This window comes from Micromonospora sp. WMMD882, assembly GCF_027497255.1.
Lineage (GTDB): Bacteria > Actinomycetota > Actinomycetes > Mycobacteriales > Micromonosporaceae > Micromonospora.
In genome coordinates this window covers 5,511,929-5,529,711 of the sequence record NZ_CP114903.1, presented here as the reverse complement: position 1 = coordinate 5,529,711, position 17,783 = coordinate 5,511,929, and the positions used below count along the sequence as shown (strand labels likewise).

The following is a 17,783-nucleotide window of genomic DNA, read 5'->3' as shown; positions in this document are numbered from 1 at the left end:
CGTCCGGGGTCGGCGCGTCCGGGGTCGGCGCGTCCGGGGTCGGTGCTCAGCCCCACACCGGCTCGGGGGTCTCGCGGACCTCGCCGTCACCGGCGAACAGGAGGAACCGGTCGAAGGACCGGGTGAACCAGCGGTCGTGGGTCACCGCCACCACCGTGCCGGCGAACGCCTTCAGCCCCTCCTCCAGCGCCTCCGCGCTGGCCAGGTCCAGGTTGTCGGTGGGCTCGTCGAGCAGCAGCAGGGTCGCCCCGGACAGCTCCAGCAGCAGCACCAGGAAACGCGCCTGCTGGCCGCCGGAGAGGGTGCCGAAGCGCTGGTCGCCCTGGCCGGCCAGCTCGTACCGGCCGAGCGCCGCCATCGCCGCGTGCCGGTCCATGCCGGCGCGGTGCTCGTCGCCCCGCCACAGGATCTCGACCAGGGTCCGCGCCGTCAGCTCCGGCCGGTCGTGGGTCTGCGAGAAGTGCCCGGGGCGGACCCGCGCGCCGAGCCGCACCACCCCGTCGTGGGCGACCGGGGCCAGCGCGGCGGCCCCGTCGACCGGACCGTTCGCCGGGTCCGGGTCGGTGCCGCCCCGGGCCAGCAACCGCAGGAAGTGCGACTTGCCGGTGCCGTTCGCGCCGAGGACGGCCACCCGGTCGCCGTACCAGATCTCCAGGTCGAAGGGGTAGGTCAGGCCGTCGATCTCAAGCTGCTCGGCGATCACCGCGCGCTTGCCGGTGCGTCCGCCGGTCAGCCGCATCCGGATGTCCTGCTCCTTCGGCGGTACGGGCGGCGGCCCGGCCTCCTCGAACTTGCGCAACCGGGTCTGCGCGGCCTGGTACCGCGACGCCAGCCCGTCGTTGTACGCGGCCTTCTGCTTGTACATCAGCATCAGCTCGCGCAGCTTCTGGTGCTCCTCGTCCCACCGGCGGCGCTGCTCGTCGAGGCGGGCGTGCCGGGCCACCCGCGCCTCGTACCAGGTCCCGAAGCCGCCGGGGTGCACCCAGGCGCTGCCGCCCTCCACCGCGACCACCCGGTCGGCGCTGCGGGCCAGCAGCTCCCGGTCGTGCGAGACGTAGAGCACCGACTTGGCCGACTCGCGCAGCCGCGTCTCCAGCCAGCGTTTGCCCGGCACGTCGAGGAAGTTGTCCGGCTCGTCGAGCAGCAGCACCTCGTCCGGGCCACGCAGCAGCAGCTCCAGGGCGAAGCGCTTCTGCTGCCCGCCGGAGAGGGTCCGGACCGGCCGGGACCGGGCGGTCTCCCAGGGCAGGGCGAGCACGATGGTGGCGACGGTGTCGAAGAGCACCTCGGCGTCGTACCCGCCGGCCTCGCCCCAGGCGGCGAGCGCGTCCGCGTACGCCATCTGGGCTTTCGCGGCGGCGGCGCCGTACTTGCCGCGCAGTTCGGCGGCCCCCATCGCCGCCTCGGTCTCGGCCAGTCGGCGGCCGGCGTCGCGCAGCGCGGGCGGGGCGAGACTCAACGCCAGGTCGGCGAGCGTGGAGTCGTCGCCGATCATGCCGATGAACTGGCGCATCACGCCGAGCCCGCCGGCCCGGGCGATGCCGCCGACCCGGACCGGCAGGTCACCGGCGACCATCCGGAGCAGGGTGGTCTTGCCCGCCCCGTTCGGGCCGACCAGGGCCACCTTCGCTCCCTCGCCGACCCGGAAGGACACCTCGGCGAAGAGTTCCCGACCGTCCGGCAGGGTGTGCGCCACCCCGGCCACGTCCACGTATCCCACGCCGGCATCCTGCCCGACCGGCCCGGGCCGGGACATCGATTTACCGGGTGACCCGCAGCACCCGGTAGCCCTTCTGGCTGGCGTGCCGGTGGACCTGCCAGCCCTGCTCGGTGAGCCAGCGGTGCAGCGAGTCGCCGCCGAGGTGGCGGGCCACCACCAGCCAGCCGACCCCGTCCGGGGCGAGCCGGGGCAGCCACCGGCGCAGCAGGGCGTGCAGCTCGTCCTTGCCGATCCGGATCGGCGGGTTGGACCAGAGCTGCGCGAACGTCAGCCCGTCCGGCACGTCGTCCGGCTCGACCACCCGGACCCGGTCGGCGGCGCCGACCCGGGCGGCGTTGTCCGTGGTCAGCCGCCGGGCGCGTTCGTTGACGTCGACCGCCCAGACGGTGGCCGTCGGCGCGTGGGTGGTCAGCACGCAGGTGATCGGCCCGAAGCCGCACCCGAGGTCGAGCAGCGCCCCGGCGGTGCCCGCGTCGGGCAGGTCGGCCTTGCGCAGCAGGACGGCGGTGCCGGGGTCGAGCCGGTCGGCGGAGAAGACCCCGCCCGCCGAGTCCAGTGTGTAGTCCCGACCGGCGACGTTGAACTCGACCGCACGCGGTGGGGACGGGCTGCCGGGATGCGGGCTGAAGTAGTGGTCGGCGGTCACGCCCGCATTCTCTCCCACGGCCCGGCCAGGGCGGATCGGGGACCGGGAACGAAGTACGCCGGTTTTTTTGGTTTTTATCCCTTAAAGAGGCAATGAGCCTAATCTAGGGGTCATGGTGTACCGGTACGAGTCCGATGAGGACGCGACAGCAGGCTTCCCCGGCCACGAGGCCGACCCGGAGGCCCCCGATGCCCGACGCGCGCCGGCGCCCACCGGCCCTTCGCCCTCCCGCTTCCCACCCCCGGCCCTCCCCCGGACCCCCGACCCGGCGCCGGGCTTCGGCGGCCCCCCGGTGGGCGGAACGGAACCGGCGGGACGCTTCGCCACCGAACCCGTCCGCTACGACGACCCGGCCCGGACGGCGCGCCGACCGCCCCGGCCCCGGGGCTCCGGCGGCCGGCTCTGGCAGGCGCTCCTCGGCGCCGCCGCCGTCCTGATGCTGCTGGGCCTCGGCGGCCTCGGCACCGCCGTGTACCTGGCGGAACGTGACAACACGCCGGGACCCGCCGAGCCGAGCGCGCCGCCGGCAGCCGCCCGCACCGACGCCCCCGACGAGACCGACCTGGACTCCCGCGACACGGATCCGCTGCCGCTGACCGCCAAGGAGGTCTTCCCCGGCAGCCAACTCGTCGTCGACCGGGGACGACCGGCCTACCAGGTGCTGCGTACCCAGTCCAGCGGAAGCTGCGCCGTCGCGGCCACCGACGACATCGCCGACCTGCTCGTCCGGCTCGGCTGCAACCAGGTGGTACGCGGCACCCTGCGTACCTCCGACGAGAAGTACCTGGCCACCGCCGGGCTGTTCAACGTCACCGACCGGGCCACCGCCGACCGGGTCCAGGAACGGATCCGGGAGATCCTCCAACAGCAGCGGGGCCGGTTCAACGGCCTGGTGAGCGAGGACGAGGACGAGGACACCGAGGCCCTGGGCGCCGCCCCGGCCCGGGTGTCCTGGCAGGCGCGCGGCCACTACGTCGCGTACTGCATGGTGGTGCGGGCCGACGGCGAGGCGCTCGATCCGGCCGACCAGAACGCCCGACAGGTGCTCGCCGACCTGGTCCAGACCCACCTCGACAAGACGGTGCTGGGCCGCCGGGCCGCCCCCGACCCCGACCTGACGCAGGACGGCCCCACCCACCGCCCCGACCCCAACGACTGACGCGCCGCGGGGCACGTGACGAACCCTGCCCGGCGCCCGGGATCCAGCAGACCCGCGCCGGCGTTCCCCGGGGCCGGCTCAGGCGCCGCCGGGACCGGTCAGGACGCGGCCGGTACCGCCGGGACCGGTCAGGACGCGGCCGGTACGCGCAGCCGCCGGGTCAGGTCGGCGCGGCGGGCGTACTCGGCCGGGTCGTCCGGGTAGCCCACGGCGACCAGGGTCAGCCCGTGCGCGGGCGCGACGGTCACCTCGCTGGACCGTTCCCGCCGGGTCAGCAGGCCCGCCGGCCAGTCGACGGGCCGCCGGCCGTCCCCGGCGGACAGCATCGCACCGACCAGACTCCGGACCATCGCCTGGCAGAACGCGTCGGCCTGCACCGTGGCCACCAGCAGGCCGTCCGGGTCGCGTCGCCAGTCCAGCCGGGTCACCTCGCGCAGCGTGGTCGCGTGCTCCTTGCGTTTGCAGTACGCCGCGAAGTCGTGCTCGCCGACCAGCCCGGCCGCCGCCTGCTCCAGCGCGGTCAGGTCCAACGGCCGGGGCCAGGCCAGCACCTCGTGCCGGCGCAGCGGCTCGGCCCCCCACGGGGCGTCGGTGACCCGGTACTCGTACCGGCGGAAGGTCGCCGAGAACCGGGCGTCGAAGTCGGCCGGCGCCTCGGTCAGCGCCCGGACCCGCAGGTCCGTCGGGAGCACCCGGGCCAGCCGGCGCAGCAGCGAGCCGGCATACGCCCGCCACACCTGCGCGGGCAGGTCGAGGTGGCAGACCTGGCCGGAGGCGTGCACCCCGGCGTCGGTCCGCCCGGCCACGGTCAGGCCGGTCGCGACGCCCGCGCCGAGGATCTGGTCCAGCGTCGCGACGAGCACCCCGGCCGCCGTGCGCCGCTGCGGCTGCGCGGCCCACCCGGAGAACCCCGTGCCGTCGTACGCGACGTCCAGCCGCAGCCGGATCCGTTCGTCCACCTCGTACCTCTTCCGCTCATGCGTCGGGCCCGACATCCGGATGGGATGTCGGGCCCGATGGTGCCACGAACTCAGGCCTTGTCGTTCTCGCCGGCCTCGTCGCTGTCCTCACGGGCGGCCGGGGTGTCCCCCGAGGCCGAGACGGGCGCCTCGGCGTCCTGGTCGTCGGCCTTGGCCTGCGGGGCCTCCTCGGTCGGCGCGAGCGCCTCGACCTTGTCCTGCTGCGCGGCCTTGCGGGCGGCGGTCTTCTTGTTCGCCTTCGGCTCGGCGACCTGAAGCTCCTCGACCAGCTCGATGATCGCCATCGGCGCGGCGTCACCCTTGCGCGGACCGGTCTTCACGATCCGGGTGTAGCCACCGGGACGGTTGGCGTACCGGGGCGCGATCTGGTCGAACAGGGTGTAGACCACGTCCTTGTCCTTGACGACGGCGAGCACCCGCCGACGGGAGGCCAGGTCACCACGCTTGGCCTTGGTGATGAGCTGCTCCGCGAGCGGACGCAGCCGCCGGGCCCTCGTCTCGGTGGTCTTGATCTTGCCGTGCTGGAACAGCGACATGGCCAGGTTGGCCAGCATCAGCCGCTCGTGCGCGGGGCTGCCGCCGAGGCGGGCGCCCTTCGTGGGCGTGGGCATGGTTGGTGCTCCTCGTTTAGATGCTCAGCCGGGCTTACAGCTGCTCGGTCTCGCGGTAGTCGTCGGTGTCGTAGTCAGCCTCGCCGAAGGTGTCCACGACGTGTGCCGGGTCGAAGTTGGGCGCGGAGTCCTTCAGACCCAGCCCCATCCCGGCGAGCTTCATCTTGACCTCGTCGATCGACTTCTGACCGAAATTGCGGATGTCGAGGAGGTCGGCCTCGGTGCGCCCGATCAGCTCACCCACGGTGTTGATGCCCTCGCGCTTGAGGCAGTTGTAGGAGCGGACGGTCAGGTCCAGCTCCTCGATCGGCAGCGCCAGGTCCGCCGCGAGCTGGGCGTCCTGCGGGGACGGCCCGATGTCGATGCCCTCGGCGGTCTCGTCCAGCTCCCGGGCCAGCCCGAACAGCTCCACCAGCGTCGAGCCGGCGGAGGCCAGCGCGGTACGCGGGCCCATCGACGGCTTGGTCTCGACGTCGATGATCAGCCGGTCGAAGTCGGTCCGCTGCTCGACCCGGGTCGCCTCGACGCGGTACGTCACCTTCAGCACCGGCGAGTAGATCGAGTCGACCGGGATCCGGCCGATCTCGGCGCCGGCCTGCTTGTTCTGCGCGGCGGTGACGTAGCCGCGACCCCGCTCGACGGTCAGCTCCATGTCGAGCCGGCCCTTGCCGTTGAGGGTGGCGAGCTTGAGGTCCGGGTTGTGCACCGAGACGCCGGCCGGGGGCTGGATGTCGCCCGCGGTCACGTCGCCCGGACCCTGCTTGCGCAGGTACATGCTGACCGGCTCGTCGTGCTCGGAGCTGACGCACAGCTCCTTGATGTTCATGACGAGCTCGACCACGTCCTCCTTGACGCCGGGGATCGTGGTGAACTCGTGCAGCACCCCGTCGATCTTGATCGAGGTCACCGCCGCGCCCGGGATGGACGACAGCAGCGTACGCCGCAGCGAGTTGCCGAGGGTGTAGCCGAAGCCGGGCTCCAGCGGCTCGATGGTGAACCGGGACCGGGTCTCGTTGATCGACTCTTCGGAGAGGGTCGGTCGCTGACTGATGAGCATGGTGTCTCTTCTCTTCCGGGGCGCCCGCCATATGACGCCCACGACAAAGTGTTCCGGTGGTCCGCCCCGCGACCGGGACGGACCACCGCAACGAGCTCCGACTACTTGGAGTAGAGCTCGACGATCAGCTGCTCCTGGACCTGCGTGTCGATGACCTGCCGGGCCGGGAGCGAGTGCACCAGGATCTTCATCTGGCTGGGGATGGCCTCCAGCCACGCCGGCACGGACTTCGAGCCGGCCTCGGCCTGGGCCACGATGAACGGGGTGAGCTCCTTGCTCTTGCCCCGGACCTCGATGATGTCGTGCTCCTTCACGCGGAACGACGGGATGTCGGTCTTCTTCCCGTTGACCGTGAAGTGCCCGTGCTTGACGAGCTGGCGGGCCATGTCCCGGGACTTGGCGTAGCCGGCCCGGTAGACCACGTTGTCGAGCCGCGACTCCAGGATCTGGAGGAGGATCTCGCCGGTCTTGGCCTGCTTGGCCACGGCCTCCTCGTAGTAACCGCGGAACTGCTTCTCCAGCACGCCGTACACCCGGCGGGCCTTCTGCTTCTCGCGGAGCTGGAGCAGGTACTCCGTCTCCTTGGTCCGGCCGCGGCCGTGCTGCCCGGGCGGGAACGGCCGGGACTCGAACGGGCACTTCGGGCCATCGCACTTGCTGCCCTTGAGGAACAGCTTCATCTTCTCCCGCCGGCAACGGCGGCAGTCAGCACCGGTGTAACGAGCCATCTCTCTCTAACCTCTCAGACCCGGCGACGCTTCGGCGGACGGCACCCGTTGTGCGGCTGCGGGGTGACGTCGGCGATCTGGCCGACCTCCAGCCCGACGGCCTGCAGCGAACGGATCGCGGTCTCCCGGCCGGAGCCGGGGCCCTTCACAAAGACGTCGACCTTGCGCATGCCGTGCTCCATCGCCCGACGCGCGGCCGCCTCGGCGGCGAGCTGCGCGGCGAACGGGGTCGACTTGCGCGAGCCCTTGAAGCCGACCTGACCGGCGGAGGCCCACGAGATGACCGCGCCGGTCGGGTCCGTGATGGACACGATCGTGTTGTTGAAGGTGCTCTTGATGTGCGCCTGCCCGTGGGCGACGTTCTTGCGTTCCTTGCGCCGGACCTTCTTGACGGCGGCTCCGGCACGAGCCTTCGGTGGCATAAGTCTTCTGCGCTCCTAGTTGACTTACCGGTTCGGGTTGGAGTCCGGCCTACCTCGGCGGGCGCCGACCCGGATCCCGGTTCACGTCTTACTTCTTGCCGGGCTTCTTCTTGCCGGCGACGGTCCGCTTCGGGCCCTTGCGGGTGCGGGCGTTGGTCCGCGTCCGCTGGCCGCGCACCGGCAGGCCCCGGCGGTGCCGGATACCCGCGTAGCAGCCGATCTCGACCTTGCGACGGATGTCAGCGGCGACCTCGCGGCGCAGGTCGCCTTCTACCTTGTAGTTGCCCTCGATGTGGTCGCGGAGCTGGACCAGCTCCTCGTCCGTGAGGTCCCGGGCGCGCTTGTCCGGCGAGATGCCGGTGGCGGCGAGCGTCTCCAGGGCGCGGGTGCGGCCCACGCCGAAGATGTAGGTGAGCGCGATCTCCATCCGCTTCTCGCGGGGAAGGTCGACGCCGACTAGACGTGCCATGTGCGGGCGTACTCCCTCTGGTTTTCTTGGCGGAGGTGTGGACCCGTCCCGCCCCGCTACCGGCCGTCCCTGTCCTTCCGGCGCTTGCCGCGCCGGCGACCGGGATCGGTCGCTGCCCGAGCGGGCCCCGGCCTCCGACCGGGGGTCAGCCACGATCCGGTACGCGACGCGCACCGCCCGCGGCTGGGACGAGCTGATGATGTGCTGTCAGGACCTGCGGCCCGAACCGACCACGACCGACCGGCGTGCGGTCGGGCGACGCCGGATCAGCCCTGGCGCTGCTTGTGGCGCGGGTCGGTGCAGATGACCATGACCCGGCCGTGCCGGCGGATCACCCGGCACTTGTTGCAGATCCTCTTGACGCTCGGCTTGACCTTCACGGTTGCCTTACTTCCCATCTGGCCCGACGACGCGACGAGGCGCGACACCGGACGTCGAGGACGGACACGGGACGACCCGGCCGCCGTCAGGCGGTTACTTGTAGCGGTAGACGATGCGGCCGCGAGTCAGGTCGTACGGCGAGAGTTCGACGACGACCCGGTCCTCCGGCAGGATGCGGATGTAGTGCTGCCGCATCTTGCCGCTGATGTGAGCCAGCACCTTGTGACCGTTCGCGAGCTCCACCCGGAACATGGCGTTCGGTAGGGGCTCGATGACTCGACCCTCGATCTCGATGGCTCCGTCTTTTTTCGGCATGTCCTCCGCTGTCCTGACGTCGGTTCCTCCGGACGGCCCACAACGTCTTACCCGAACCACTGACCATGATCAGATTGTCCGGACCAGCCGCGGCTCCGGCCCCACCGAAGCGCAGGATGGGCATGCCGGAGTGGACGCTGTGCGCCGATCTGAAAGTGTACGCCGGGCGTCCGGCGCTCGCCAAACCGGCCACCCCGGTCACCCGGAAACCGGACGAACGATGACAGGTCAGTCGTCGCCCCGGACGACCCCGCCCGGCGGATCGGCGACCCCTCCCGGCGGATCCGTGACCCCGCCGGCGGTGATGTCCCGGCCCCGTCCGTCCGCCCGGAGCTCCCGCTTCCGCTGCCGCTTCTCGGCCCGCCGCCGTCGCTTGCCCTCCTGCTCGACCGCCCACCGCCGCGGCTCGCCCCGGGACAGGCCGAGCCCCGTCCGCACCAACAGGACCGCGCCCCACGGTCCGGCCACCCAGGCCGGCCAGAAGTAGAGCAGTCGACCGTCGAGCAGGCAGACCATCGCCCAGACCGACACGGTGACCGCCACCACCGTCAGGTACGACTCCCAGGTCTCCGCCAGCCACCGCGCCGTCACCGAGCGGGTCGCGGCCTCCTCGCGGGACGCCAACCCGCCCCGGTCCGCGCCGGTCGCCACGCCGCCCGCCGGGCTGGGCAGGTCGGCCACCAGGGCGTCCAGCTCGCCGTACGTCCGGGCCAGGTACGTCCGCCGCAGCCGGTCGTCGTACTCGTGCAGATCCAGTCGGCCCTCGTCGAGCGCCACCCGCAACCGGCCGGCCACCGCCTCCCGATCCGGGTCGGCGGCCCGCATCCCGTCACGTCGCTCCATGCCACCAAGCATGCCAGCCGGTCACCAGGCCCCCTGCCGCCGAGCAACGGGGACCGGGCAGGCCGCCGGAAGCGCTCAGGAAGCCGGCGTGCCGGCGGGCTGGCGGGCGGTCACCAGGTCGCCCAGGCGGGCCCGGCCGCCGTCCACGGCGGTGAGCACCCAGACCCCGTCCTCCAGCAACGCCATCGAGTGCTCGACGTGCGCCGCGACCGACCCGTCCCGGGTCGCCACCGTCCAGCCGTCGGCGAGCTCCACCGTCCGCGGCGAGCCCATCGTGATCATCGGCTCGATGGCCAGCGCCATCCCGGGCACCAGCCGGGGCCCCTTGCCCGGCCGGCCGTGGTTGAGCACGTGCGGGTCCTGGTGCATCTCGGTGCCGATGCCGTGCCCGCCGTAGCCGTCGACGATCCCGTACCGGCCGCCCCGGCGGACCGCCGTCTCCACCGCGTGCGAGATGTCGGTGAGCCGACCCCGACCGTTCGCCGCGCCCCGGGCCGCCGCCGCGATCCCGGCCCACATCGCGTCCTCGGCCACCTCGGCCATCCGCAGCAGCGCCGGGTCGACCTCGCCGACCCCGACCGTGATCGCGGCGTCGCCGTGCCAGCCGTCCAGCACCGCGCCGCAGTCGATGGAGATCAGGTCACCCGCGCGGAGCACCTGGTCCGCCGCGGGGATGGCGTGCACGACCTGCTCGTTCACCGAGGAGCAGATCGACGCCGGGAAGCCGTGGTAGCCCTTGAAGGAGGGCACCGCGCCCGCCTCCCGGATCACCGACTCGGCGATCGCGTCGAGGTCGGCGGTGCTCACGCCGGGCGTCACCGCCTCGCGCATCCGCTGCAACGCGGCGGCCACCACCAGACCGGCGGCCCGCATCTTCTCGATCTGCTCGGGAGTCTTCAGCTGGATGTCCAGCTGCTGGCGGCGCATGACGCGATCACCTTTCGTCGACGGGGAGGCGGGGGCACGCCGGAAGCTGCGCGCTCCGCTCCCCGCACTCTATCCAGCGTGCGGACGGCGAAACGTCAGCCGCCGTACGAGCGCAGGGCGTCGATCGCCCGGACGGTGACGTCCTCGACCGGGCCGGTCGCGTCGATGCCGACCAGCTTGCCCTGGGCGCCGTAGTAGTCCACCAGCGGCGCGGTCTTGTCCGCGTACTCGCGCAGCCGGGTCGCGATGGTCTCCGGCCGGTCGTCGTCGCGCTGGAACAGCTCGGCGCCGCACCGGTCGCAGACACCGTCCCGGGTGGTGGCGTCGAACTCGACGTGCCAGATCTTGCCGCAGCCCCGGCAGGTCCGGCGGCCGGAGAGCCGCCGGATCACCTCGTCGTCGTCGACGACCAGCTCCAGGACGAGGTCCAGCGCGGTACCGAGGTCGGCGAGGAGTTTGTCCAGCGCGGCGGCCTGCGGCGTGGTGCGCGGGAAGCCGTCGAGCAGGAACCCCTCACCGGCGTCCGGCTCGGCGAGCCGGTCCCGGACCATGTTGATGGTGACCTCGTCGGGCACCAGCTCGCCGGCGTCCATGTAGCGCTTGGCCTCGACCCCCAGCGGGGTGCCCTGCGAGACGTTCGACCGGAAGATGTCGCCGGTCGAGATCTTCGGGACGGACAGGTGCGCGGCGATGAACTCCGCCTGTGTGCCCTTGCCCGCCCCCGGCGGTCCAACCAGAACGAGTCGCATCTACCGCAGGAACCCTTCGTAGTTCCGCTGCATGAGTTGGCTCTCGATCTGCTTCACGGTCTCCAGACCGACGCCGACCATGATCAGCACAGCGGTGCCGCCGAACGGGAAGTTCACGTACGCCTGGCTGTCGAGCCAGATGAAGAAGAAGTTCGGCAGGACGGAGATGGCCGCGAGGTAGAGCGCGCCCGGCAGGGTGATCCGGCTGAGGATGAAGTCGAGGTACTCGGCGGTCGGCTTGCCAGGGCGGATGCCCGGCACGAAGCCGCCGTACTTCTTCATGTTGTCCGCGACCTCGGTCGGGTTGAACGTGATCGAGACGTAGAAGTACGTGAAGAAGATGATCAGCAGGAAGTACACCGAGATGTAGATCGGGCTGGTCGGGTCGACCAGGTTGTTCTGGATCCACGCCTGGGTCTTGCCCGGGTCGGTCTGGTCGAAGAACTGGAGCGCGAGCTGCGGCAGGTAGAGCAGCGACGAACCGAAGATGACCGGGATGACACCCGCCTGGTTGACCTTCAGCGGGATGTAGGTCGAGGTGCCGCCGTACATCCGCCGGCCGATCATGCGCTTGGCGTACTGCACCGGGATCCGGCGCTGCGCCTGCTCGATGAAGACGACCGCGGTGATGACCAGCAGGACCAGCGCGACGACCAGCGCGAACCAGCCCCAGCCCTTGGTCTGCTTGATCTGCCAGCCCTCGCTGGGGAGGCGGGCGGAGATCGAGGTGAAGATCAGGACGGACATGCCGTTGCCGACGCCCCGGTCGGTGATCAGCTCGCCGAGCCACATCACCATGCCGGTGCCCGCGGTCATGGTCATGACCAGGATCGTCAGGGTCAGCCAGTCCGGGATGCCGGTGCCCTGCGGGATGATCGGGAACTGGTCGCACTGGTTGTTGAAGAGCTGCCCGGAGCGGGCCAGCGCGACGAACGCCGACGCCTGGAGCACGCCCAGGCCGAGGGTCAGGTAGCGGGTGTACTGGGTGATCTTCGCCTGACCGGCCTGCCCCTCCTTGCGGAGCTGCTCCAGTCGCGGGATGACCACGGTCAGGAGCTGCAGGATGATCGACGCGGTGATGTAGGGCATGATGCCCAGCGCGAAGACCGAGAGCGACAGCAGCGCGCCGCCGGAGAAGAGGTTGAGGAGGTTGAAGACCCCGTTCGACCCGCCCTCCATGCTGTCGATGCACTTCTGGACGTTGGCGTACGAGACGCCCGGGCTGGGCAGCGTGGCGCCGAGCCGGTAGACCGCGATGATGCCGACTGTGAACAGCAGCTTCTTGCGCAGGTCAGGCGTACGGAACGCACTGAGAAAGGCGGACAGCAACTTCTTCCTCCTGCGCGAGGCGGGCCGCCGGTGGTGGTCCCGGGCGGGGTGGGGTGGCGTGGCTTCGGGCGAGCGCCCGATATGCATAGCTGGGAACGGACTCTAACAGCCCGACCGCCATCCGGGCAGGCTTGCCCGGGAACATATATCAGTAACGATGTGATTCGGACCACTGACACGCAGTAGACCGTGACGCCCGCCAGTTGTCGCCAACTGGACGAGCGCCACGGTCCTGGATGCCCTACAGCTCGGTGGCCGAACCACCGGCAGCGGCGATCTTGTCCTTGGCCGACGCGCTGAACGCGTGCGCCGACACCTGGAGCGCCACCCCGCCGAGATCCCCGGTGCCGAGCACCTTGACCGGGTGGCCCTTACGGACCGCGCCGACCTCGACCAGCTCGGCCGGGCCGACCTGGCCACCGTTGGGGAAGAGCTCGGCGAGCCGGTCCAGGTTGACCACCTGGAAGACCACCTTGAACTTGTTCTTGAAGCCCTTCATCTTCGGCAGGCGCATGTGGATGGGCATCTGACCACCCTCGAACGCCGGCGAGATGTTCTTCCGGGCCTTCGAACCCTTGGTACCGCGACCGGCCGTCTTGCCCTTGGAGCCCTCACCACGACCCACGCGGGTCTTGGCGGTCTTGGCTCCCGGAGCCGGGCGCAGGTGATGGACCTTGATCGTCATTACTCGACCTCCTCGACCTTCACGAGGTGGTTGACCGCGAAGATCATGCCCCGGATCTCGGGGCGGTCCTCCTTCACCACCACGTCGTTGATCCGCTTGAGACCGAGCGACCGCAGCGACTCACGCTGGTTGTGCTTGGTCCCGATCCCGGACCGGACCTGGGTGACCTTCAGGCGCGCCATCAGGACGCCACCCCCGCACGCGACGCCAGCATGGCGGCCGGCGCGACGTCCTCCACCGGCAGGCCACGACGCGCCGCGACCTGCTCGGGGGACTCCAGCCCCTTCAGGGCCGCCACGGTGGCGTGCACGATGTTGATCGGGTTGGACGAGCCGAGGCTCTTGGAGAGCACGTCGTGGATGCCCGCGCACTCCAGCACGGCACGCACCGGACCACCGGCGATGACGCCCGTACCGGCGGAGGCCGGCTTGAGCAGCACCACACCGGCGGCGTCCTCGCCCGTGACCGGGTGCGGGATCGACTGACCGATCCGCGGCACCTTGAAGAAGTGCTTCTTGGCCTCCTCGACGCCCTTGGCGATCGCCGCGGGCACCTCCTTGGCCTTTCCGTAGCCCACGCCGACGGTGCCGTCGCCGTCGCCCACGATCACCAGGGCGGTGAAGCTGAAGCGACGACCACCCTTCACGACCTTGGCGACGCGGTTGATCGCGACGACCCGCTCGAGGTGCGGGGTCTTCTCGACGGGCGCGTTTCCGCGACCGCCCTCACGGCGGTTGTCGCGGCGACCACCCTCGTTGCCACCGGACCCGCCGCCACGGCGCTGTTGACCTGGCATCAGCAGCTTTCCTCTCTCTCGTGACGGGGTTTCTAGAACTCGAGCCCGGCTTCGCGAGCGGCGTCGGCCAGGGCGGCGACCCGCCCCGCGTACCGGTTGCCACCGCGGTCGAAGACGACCTTCGAGACGCCGGCGGCCTTGGCCCGCTCGGCGAGCAGGGCGCCGACCTTGCCGGCCAGGGCGCTCTTGTCGCCCTCCGTGCCGCGCAGCGAGGCGTCCAGGGTCGAGGCCGACGCCAGGGTGTGACCCTTGGTGTCGTCCACGATCTGGGCCACGATGTGCCGCAGCGAGCGGGTGACGACCAGGCGGGGACGCTCGGGGGTGCCGTTGACGTTCTTGCGGACCCGGAAGTGCCGACGCGCACGCCCGACGGCACGCTTGGCGGCGACGCCGCGGCGGCGCTTGAGCAGCGTGGCGCTCACTTCTTACCTGCCTTTCCGGCCTTGCGACGAATGACCTCGTCCTGGTACTTCACACCCTTGCCCTTGTAGGGCTCCGGCGGGCGGATCTTCCGGATGTTGGCGGCGACCTCACCGACGAGCTGCTTGTCGATGCCGGCCACGTGGAACAGCGTCGGCTTCTCGACGGTGAAGGTGATGCCGTCCGGCGCGGGGACCAGCACCGGGTGCGAGAACCCGAGCGCGAACTCCAGGTCCTTGCCCTTGGCGGTGACCCGGTAACCGGTGCCGGCGATCTCCAGGCTCTTGCGGTAACCGTCGGTCACCCCGACGATCATGTTCGCGACCAGGGTACGGCTCAGGCCGTGCAGCTCCTTGGCCTTGCGCTCGTCGTTCGGCCGGTTGACGTGCAGCGTGCCGTCCTCGCCCCGCTCCACCGTGATCGGCTCGGCGACGGTGTGCGACAGCTCGCCCTTGGGGCCCTTGACCTTGACGGTCCGGCCGTCAATGGTGACGTCGACGCCGGAAGGCACCGGGATCGACTTACGTCCAATACGCGACATTTCTACCTGTCTCCCGTTACCAGACGAAGGCGAGGACTTCCCCGCCAACGCTCCGCTTGCGGGCCTGCCGGTCGGTCAGCAGCCCCTGGGACGTCGAAATGATCGCCACGCCGAGGCCGCCGAGCACCCGCGGGAGCCCGTCCGACTTGGCGTACACCCGGAGACCGGGCTTGGAGACACGCTTGATGCCGGCCAGGCTCCGCTCCCGGTTCTGGCCGTACTTCAGTTCGACGACCAGTCGCTTGCCGACGGCGCCCTCCTCGGGCTCCTCGACCGACCAGGTGGCGATGTAACCCTCGGACTTCAGGACCTCGGCGATGTTCGCCTTGATCTTGGAGTAGGGCATCGTCACCCGGTCGTGGTACGCCTGGTTGGCGTTCCGCAGACGCGTGAGCATGTCTGCGATCGGGTCGGTCATCGTCATGGATTTCGTCTACCTTTCTCGCCGGGGTTCCCGCGGGTACGCCCGGGGCCTACGGCGAAGAGACAGTGCAGCGGACGCGCGGAGCGCGCCGGGCTATTACCAGGAGGCCTTGGACACGCCGGGCAGCTCACCGCGGTGGGCCATCTCCCGGATGCAGACCCGGCAGAGACCGAACTTGCGGTAGACCGCCTTGGGACGTCCGCACCGCTGGCAGCGGGTGTACGCGCGAACCGAGAACTTCGGCTTCGCGGCCGCCTTGAGGATCAGCGCCTTCTTGGCCATCTCAGTTCTCCTTGAACGGGAAGCCCAGGAGCTTGAGCAGCGCCCGGCCCTCGTCGTCGGTCGTGGCGGTGGTCACCACGGTGATGTCCATGCCCCGCTGACGATCGATCTTGTCCTGGTCGATCTCGTGGAACACCGACTGCTCGGTCAGGCCGAACGTGTAGTTGCCGTGCCCGTCGAGCTTGCGCCCGTCCAGGCCGCGGAAGTCACGGATACGCGGCAGCGCGATGGAGAGCAGCCGGTCCAGGAACTCCCACATCCGGTCGCCGCGCAGGGTGACCTTCGCGCCGATCGGCATGCCCTCACGGAGCTTGAACTGCGCGATCGACTTGGTCGCCCGCCGCACCTGCGGCTTCTGGCCGGTGATGGTGGCCAGGTCGCGCACGGCGCCGTCGATCAGCTTGGCGTCGCGAGCGGCCTCGCCGACACCCATGTTGACGACGATCTTGACCAACCGCGGAACCTGCATGGGGTTCGCGAAGTTGTGCTGCTCCTGCAGCTTGGCCACGATCTCGTTACGGTACCGCTCCTTGAGGCGCGGCAGGGTCTTGGTTTCGGTAGCCGTGGTCATCAGAGGTCCTTACCGGAGCTACGCGCGATGCGGACCTTCTGGCCGTTCTCGTCGATCCGGTACCCGATTCGGGTCGGCTTCCCATCGGAGTCCAGGACCTGCACGTTCGAGACGTGGATCGGGGCCTCCTGGGTGACGATGCCACCGGTCTTGGCGCCGCGCTGGGTGGTGCTCACGCGGGTGTGCTTCTTGACGCGGTTCACGCCCTCGACGAGGACCTTGTCCTGGCGCGGGTAGGCCGCGATGACCTTGCCCTTGGCGCCCTTGTCCTTGCCGGCGATGACGATGACCGTGTCGCCCTTCTTGACCTTCACGGTCACAACACCTCCGGCGCGAGAGAAATGATCTTCATGAACCGCTTGTCCCGCAGCTCACGACCCACCGGGCCGAAGATACGGGTACCGCGCGGGTCCCCACCGTCCTTGATGATGACGGCGGCGTTCTCGTCGAAGCGGATGTACGAGCCGTCCGGCCGCCGACGCTCCTTGGCGGTGCGAACGACGACCGCCTTGACGACGTCGCCCTTCTTCACACCGGCGCCGGGGATCGCGTCCTTGACGGTGGCCACGATGACGTCGCCGATGCTCGCGTAGCGCCGACCGGAGCCACCGAGAACCCGGATGCACAGGATCTCCCGGGCACCCGTGTTGTCGGCGACGCGCAGTCGCGACTCCTGCTGAATCACGTCTATCTCCTATGTCTGCCGGTTCTCCGGCCGCGTGGCGGCCGGAGCCTGGCGGAACCCGCGCCCGACTGGCACGCCGGGCGAGTTTGAGCCTTCGCTACTTGGCCTTTTCCAGGATCTCCACGAGCCGCCACCGCTTGGTGGCCGACAGCGGCCGGGTCTCCATGATCAGAACCCGGTCGCCGATGCCGGCGGCGTTCTGCTCGTCGTGCACCTTCAGCTTGCTGGTCCGGCGCATGATCTTGCCGTACAGCGCGTGCTTGACCCGGTCCTCGACCTCGACGACGACGGTCTTGTCCATCTTGTCGCTCACCACCAGGCCCTCACGGACCTTGCGGCGGGCCCGCACGGTGGCGGTGGTGGTGTTCTCGGTGGTCTCGCTCATGATGCAGTCACCTCAGTCGGCGCGGCCGAGAGCCCCAGCTCACGCTCACGCATGATCGTGTAGATCCGGGCGATCTCCCGACGGATGACCTGGAGCCGCCGGTTGTTGTCGAGCTGACCGGTGGCGGCCTGCACCCGGAGGTTGAACAGCTCCGCCTTGGCCTCCCGCAGCTTCGTGACCAGCTCCTCCTCGGAGAGCTCACGCAGCTCGGCGGCCTTAACGCCCGCTGCCATCAGGATTCACCCACTTCGCGCGTCACAATGCGGCACTTCATCGGGAGCTTGTGGATCGCGCGACGCATCGCCTCTCGCGCGATCTGCTCGTTGGGGAAGGACATCTCGAAGAGCACCCGCCCCGGCTTCACGTTGGCGACCCACCACTCGGGCGAGCCCTTACCGGAACCCATCCGGGTCTCCGCCGGCTTCTTGGTCAGCGCCTGGTCCGGGAAGATCGTGATCCAGACCTTGCCGCCACGCTTGATGTGACGGGTCATCGCGATACGAGCCGACTCGATCTGCCGGTTCGTGACGTACGCCGGCTCGAGAGCCTGGATCCCGAACTCGCCGAACACCACCCGGTTCCCGCCCTTGGACGCGCCGCTGCGGTCCGGGTGGTGCGGCTTGCGGAAGCCCTTCGGGGGCTTGCGCGGCATCAGCAT

The 17,783-nt window shown here is 70.4% G+C and carries 28 protein-coding genes; 1 reads left to right on the top strand and 27 read right to left on the bottom strand.

Annotated elements, in window-relative coordinates; translation table 11 throughout:
- Positions 1-46: 46 nt before the first annotated feature.
- Together O7606_RS23855 and O7606_RS23850 are read right to left on the bottom strand one after the other, a co-directional pair.
- Positions 47-1,720, bottom strand: coding sequence for an ATP-binding cassette domain-containing protein (locus O7606_RS23855; RefSeq protein WP_281596235.1), 1,674 nt, complete (start codon positions 1,718-1,720; stop codon positions 47-49).
- A 40-nt stretch (positions 1,721-1,760) separates the two neighbouring features.
- The gene (locus O7606_RS23850; RefSeq protein WP_281596234.1) at positions 1,761-2,366 is read right to left on the bottom strand and encodes a methyltransferase; all 606 of its coding nucleotides are present in this window, start codon (positions 2,364-2,366) and stop codon (positions 1,761-1,763) included.
- Between the two features lie 112 nt (positions 2,367-2,478).
- Between O7606_RS23850 and O7606_RS23845 the strand changes: the two genes are divergently transcribed.
- On the top strand, positions 2,479-3,525 hold the full coding sequence (locus O7606_RS23845; protein ID WP_281596233.1) for a hypothetical protein: 1,047 nt from the start codon (positions 2,479-2,481) through the stop codon (positions 3,523-3,525).
- 128 nt (positions 3,526-3,653) lie between these two features.
- Here the strand turns inward: O7606_RS23845 and truA are convergent, their stop codons facing one another.
- The 25 genes from truA to rplP form a co-directional block, all read right to left on the bottom strand.
- Entirely contained in the window at positions 3,654-4,484 is an 831-nt protein-coding gene (gene truA, locus O7606_RS23840) for a tRNA pseudouridine(38-40) synthase TruA (protein WP_281596232.1), read from the bottom strand.
- A 71-nt stretch (positions 4,485-4,555) separates the two neighbouring features.
- On the bottom strand, positions 4,556-5,116 hold the full coding sequence (rplQ, locus tag O7606_RS23835; RefSeq protein WP_281596231.1) for a 50S ribosomal protein L17: 561 nt from the start codon (positions 5,114-5,116) through the stop codon (positions 4,556-4,558).
- Positions 5,117-5,150: 34 nt separating this feature from the next.
- A complete protein-coding gene (locus tag O7606_RS23830; protein ID WP_076466647.1) occupies positions 5,151-6,173 on the bottom strand; it encodes a DNA-directed RNA polymerase subunit alpha in 1,023 nt (340 codons plus the stop codon).
- Positions 6,174-6,274: 101 nt separating this feature from the next.
- Positions 6,275-6,901: a 30S ribosomal protein S4 gene (rpsD, locus tag O7606_RS23825; protein WP_281596230.1), complete on the bottom strand. Its 627-nt coding sequence runs from the start codon at positions 6,899-6,901 to the stop codon at positions 6,275-6,277.
- A 14-nt stretch (positions 6,902-6,915) separates the two neighbouring features.
- A complete protein-coding gene (gene rpsK / locus O7606_RS23820) occupies positions 6,916-7,323 on the bottom strand; it encodes a 30S ribosomal protein S11 (RefSeq protein WP_030329919.1) in 408 nt (135 codons plus the stop codon).
- A gap of 88 nt (positions 7,324-7,411) precedes the next feature.
- On the bottom strand, positions 7,412-7,792 hold the full coding sequence (rpsM, locus tag O7606_RS23815; protein WP_043965541.1) for a 30S ribosomal protein S13: 381 nt from the start codon (positions 7,790-7,792) through the stop codon (positions 7,412-7,414).
- A 266-nt stretch (positions 7,793-8,058) separates the two neighbouring features.
- Entirely contained in the window at positions 8,059-8,172 is a 114-nt protein-coding gene (gene rpmJ, locus O7606_RS23810) for a 50S ribosomal protein L36 (RefSeq protein ID WP_012184307.1), read from the bottom strand.
- A gap of 94 nt (positions 8,173-8,266) precedes the next feature.
- Complete coding sequence (gene infA / locus O7606_RS23805) at positions 8,267-8,488, bottom strand: translation initiation factor IF-1 (RefSeq protein ID WP_007073013.1); 222 nt, start codon at positions 8,486-8,488, stop codon at positions 8,267-8,269.
- A 228-nt stretch (positions 8,489-8,716) separates the two neighbouring features.
- A complete protein-coding gene (locus tag O7606_RS23800; RefSeq protein WP_281596229.1) occupies positions 8,717-9,331 on the bottom strand; it encodes a DUF1707 domain-containing protein in 615 nt (204 codons plus the stop codon).
- A 75-nt stretch (positions 9,332-9,406) separates the two neighbouring features.
- Complete coding sequence (gene map / locus O7606_RS23795; RefSeq protein WP_281596228.1) at positions 9,407-10,258, bottom strand: type I methionyl aminopeptidase; 852 nt, start codon at positions 10,256-10,258, stop codon at positions 9,407-9,409.
- 95 nt (positions 10,259-10,353) lie between these two features.
- Positions 10,354-11,007 (bottom strand): adenylate kinase, encoded by a 654-nt coding sequence (locus O7606_RS23790; protein WP_281596227.1) that lies wholly within the window; start codon positions 11,005-11,007, stop codon positions 10,354-10,356.
- Positions 11,008-12,336, bottom strand: coding sequence for a preprotein translocase subunit SecY (secY, locus tag O7606_RS23785; protein ID WP_281596226.1), 1,329 nt, complete (start codon positions 12,334-12,336; stop codon positions 11,008-11,010). It abuts the gene before it with no gap.
- Positions 12,337-12,577: 241 nt separating this feature from the next.
- On the bottom strand, positions 12,578-13,021 hold the full coding sequence (gene rplO / locus O7606_RS23780) for a 50S ribosomal protein L15 (RefSeq protein ID WP_281596224.1): 444 nt from the start codon (positions 13,019-13,021) through the stop codon (positions 12,578-12,580).
- Positions 13,021-13,203 (bottom strand): 50S ribosomal protein L30, encoded by a 183-nt coding sequence (rpmD, locus tag O7606_RS23775; RefSeq protein ID WP_088982062.1) that lies wholly within the window; start codon positions 13,201-13,203, stop codon positions 13,021-13,023. The genes rplO and rpmD overlap by 1 nt, the downstream gene beginning before the upstream one ends.
- On the bottom strand, positions 13,203-13,817 hold the full coding sequence (gene rpsE, locus O7606_RS23770) for a 30S ribosomal protein S5 (protein ID WP_013288621.1): 615 nt from the start codon (positions 13,815-13,817) through the stop codon (positions 13,203-13,205). The genes rpmD and rpsE overlap by 1 nt, the downstream gene beginning before the upstream one ends.
- A gap of 32 nt (positions 13,818-13,849) precedes the next feature.
- Complete coding sequence (gene rplR / locus O7606_RS23765; RefSeq protein ID WP_281596223.1) at positions 13,850-14,239, bottom strand: 50S ribosomal protein L18; 390 nt, start codon at positions 14,237-14,239, stop codon at positions 13,850-13,852.
- Entirely contained in the window at positions 14,236-14,778 is a 543-nt protein-coding gene (gene rplF / locus O7606_RS23760) for a 50S ribosomal protein L6 (RefSeq protein WP_281596222.1), read from the bottom strand. The genes rplR and rplF overlap by 4 nt, the downstream gene beginning before the upstream one ends.
- Positions 14,779-14,794: 16 nt before the next feature.
- Positions 14,795-15,202, bottom strand: coding sequence for a 30S ribosomal protein S8 (rpsH, locus tag O7606_RS23755; RefSeq protein WP_018784557.1), 408 nt, complete (start codon positions 15,200-15,202; stop codon positions 14,795-14,797).
- 96 nt (positions 15,203-15,298) lie between these two features.
- Positions 15,299-15,484, bottom strand: coding sequence for a type Z 30S ribosomal protein S14 (locus O7606_RS23750; protein WP_007073023.1), 186 nt, complete (start codon positions 15,482-15,484; stop codon positions 15,299-15,301).
- A 1-nt stretch (position 15,485) separates the two neighbouring features.
- A complete protein-coding gene (gene rplE, locus O7606_RS23745) occupies positions 15,486-16,055 on the bottom strand; it encodes a 50S ribosomal protein L5 (RefSeq protein ID WP_145815463.1) in 570 nt (189 codons plus the stop codon).
- Positions 16,055-16,375 carry a 50S ribosomal protein L24 gene (rplX, locus tag O7606_RS23740; protein WP_281596221.1) on the bottom strand — a complete coding sequence of 107 codons (321 nt, stop codon included), beginning with the start codon at positions 16,373-16,375 and terminating at the stop codon, positions 16,055-16,057. The genes rplE and rplX overlap by 1 nt, the downstream gene beginning before the upstream one ends.
- Positions 16,372-16,740 (bottom strand): 50S ribosomal protein L14, encoded by a 369-nt coding sequence (rplN, locus tag O7606_RS23735; protein ID WP_007465279.1) that lies wholly within the window; start codon positions 16,738-16,740, stop codon positions 16,372-16,374. The genes rplX and rplN overlap by 4 nt, the downstream gene beginning before the upstream one ends.
- A 97-nt stretch (positions 16,741-16,837) precedes the next feature.
- A complete protein-coding gene (gene rpsQ / locus O7606_RS23730) occupies positions 16,838-17,125 on the bottom strand; it encodes a 30S ribosomal protein S17 (RefSeq protein ID WP_281596220.1) in 288 nt (95 codons plus the stop codon).
- Positions 17,122-17,358 (bottom strand): 50S ribosomal protein L29, encoded by a 237-nt coding sequence (gene rpmC, locus O7606_RS23725; protein WP_088982056.1) that lies wholly within the window; start codon positions 17,356-17,358, stop codon positions 17,122-17,124. The genes rpsQ and rpmC overlap by 4 nt, the downstream gene beginning before the upstream one ends.
- The gene (gene rplP / locus O7606_RS23720; RefSeq protein WP_007465292.1) at positions 17,358-17,783 is read right to left on the bottom strand and encodes a 50S ribosomal protein L16; all 426 of its coding nucleotides are present in this window, start codon (positions 17,781-17,783) and stop codon (positions 17,358-17,360) included. The genes rpmC and rplP overlap by 1 nt, the downstream gene beginning before the upstream one ends.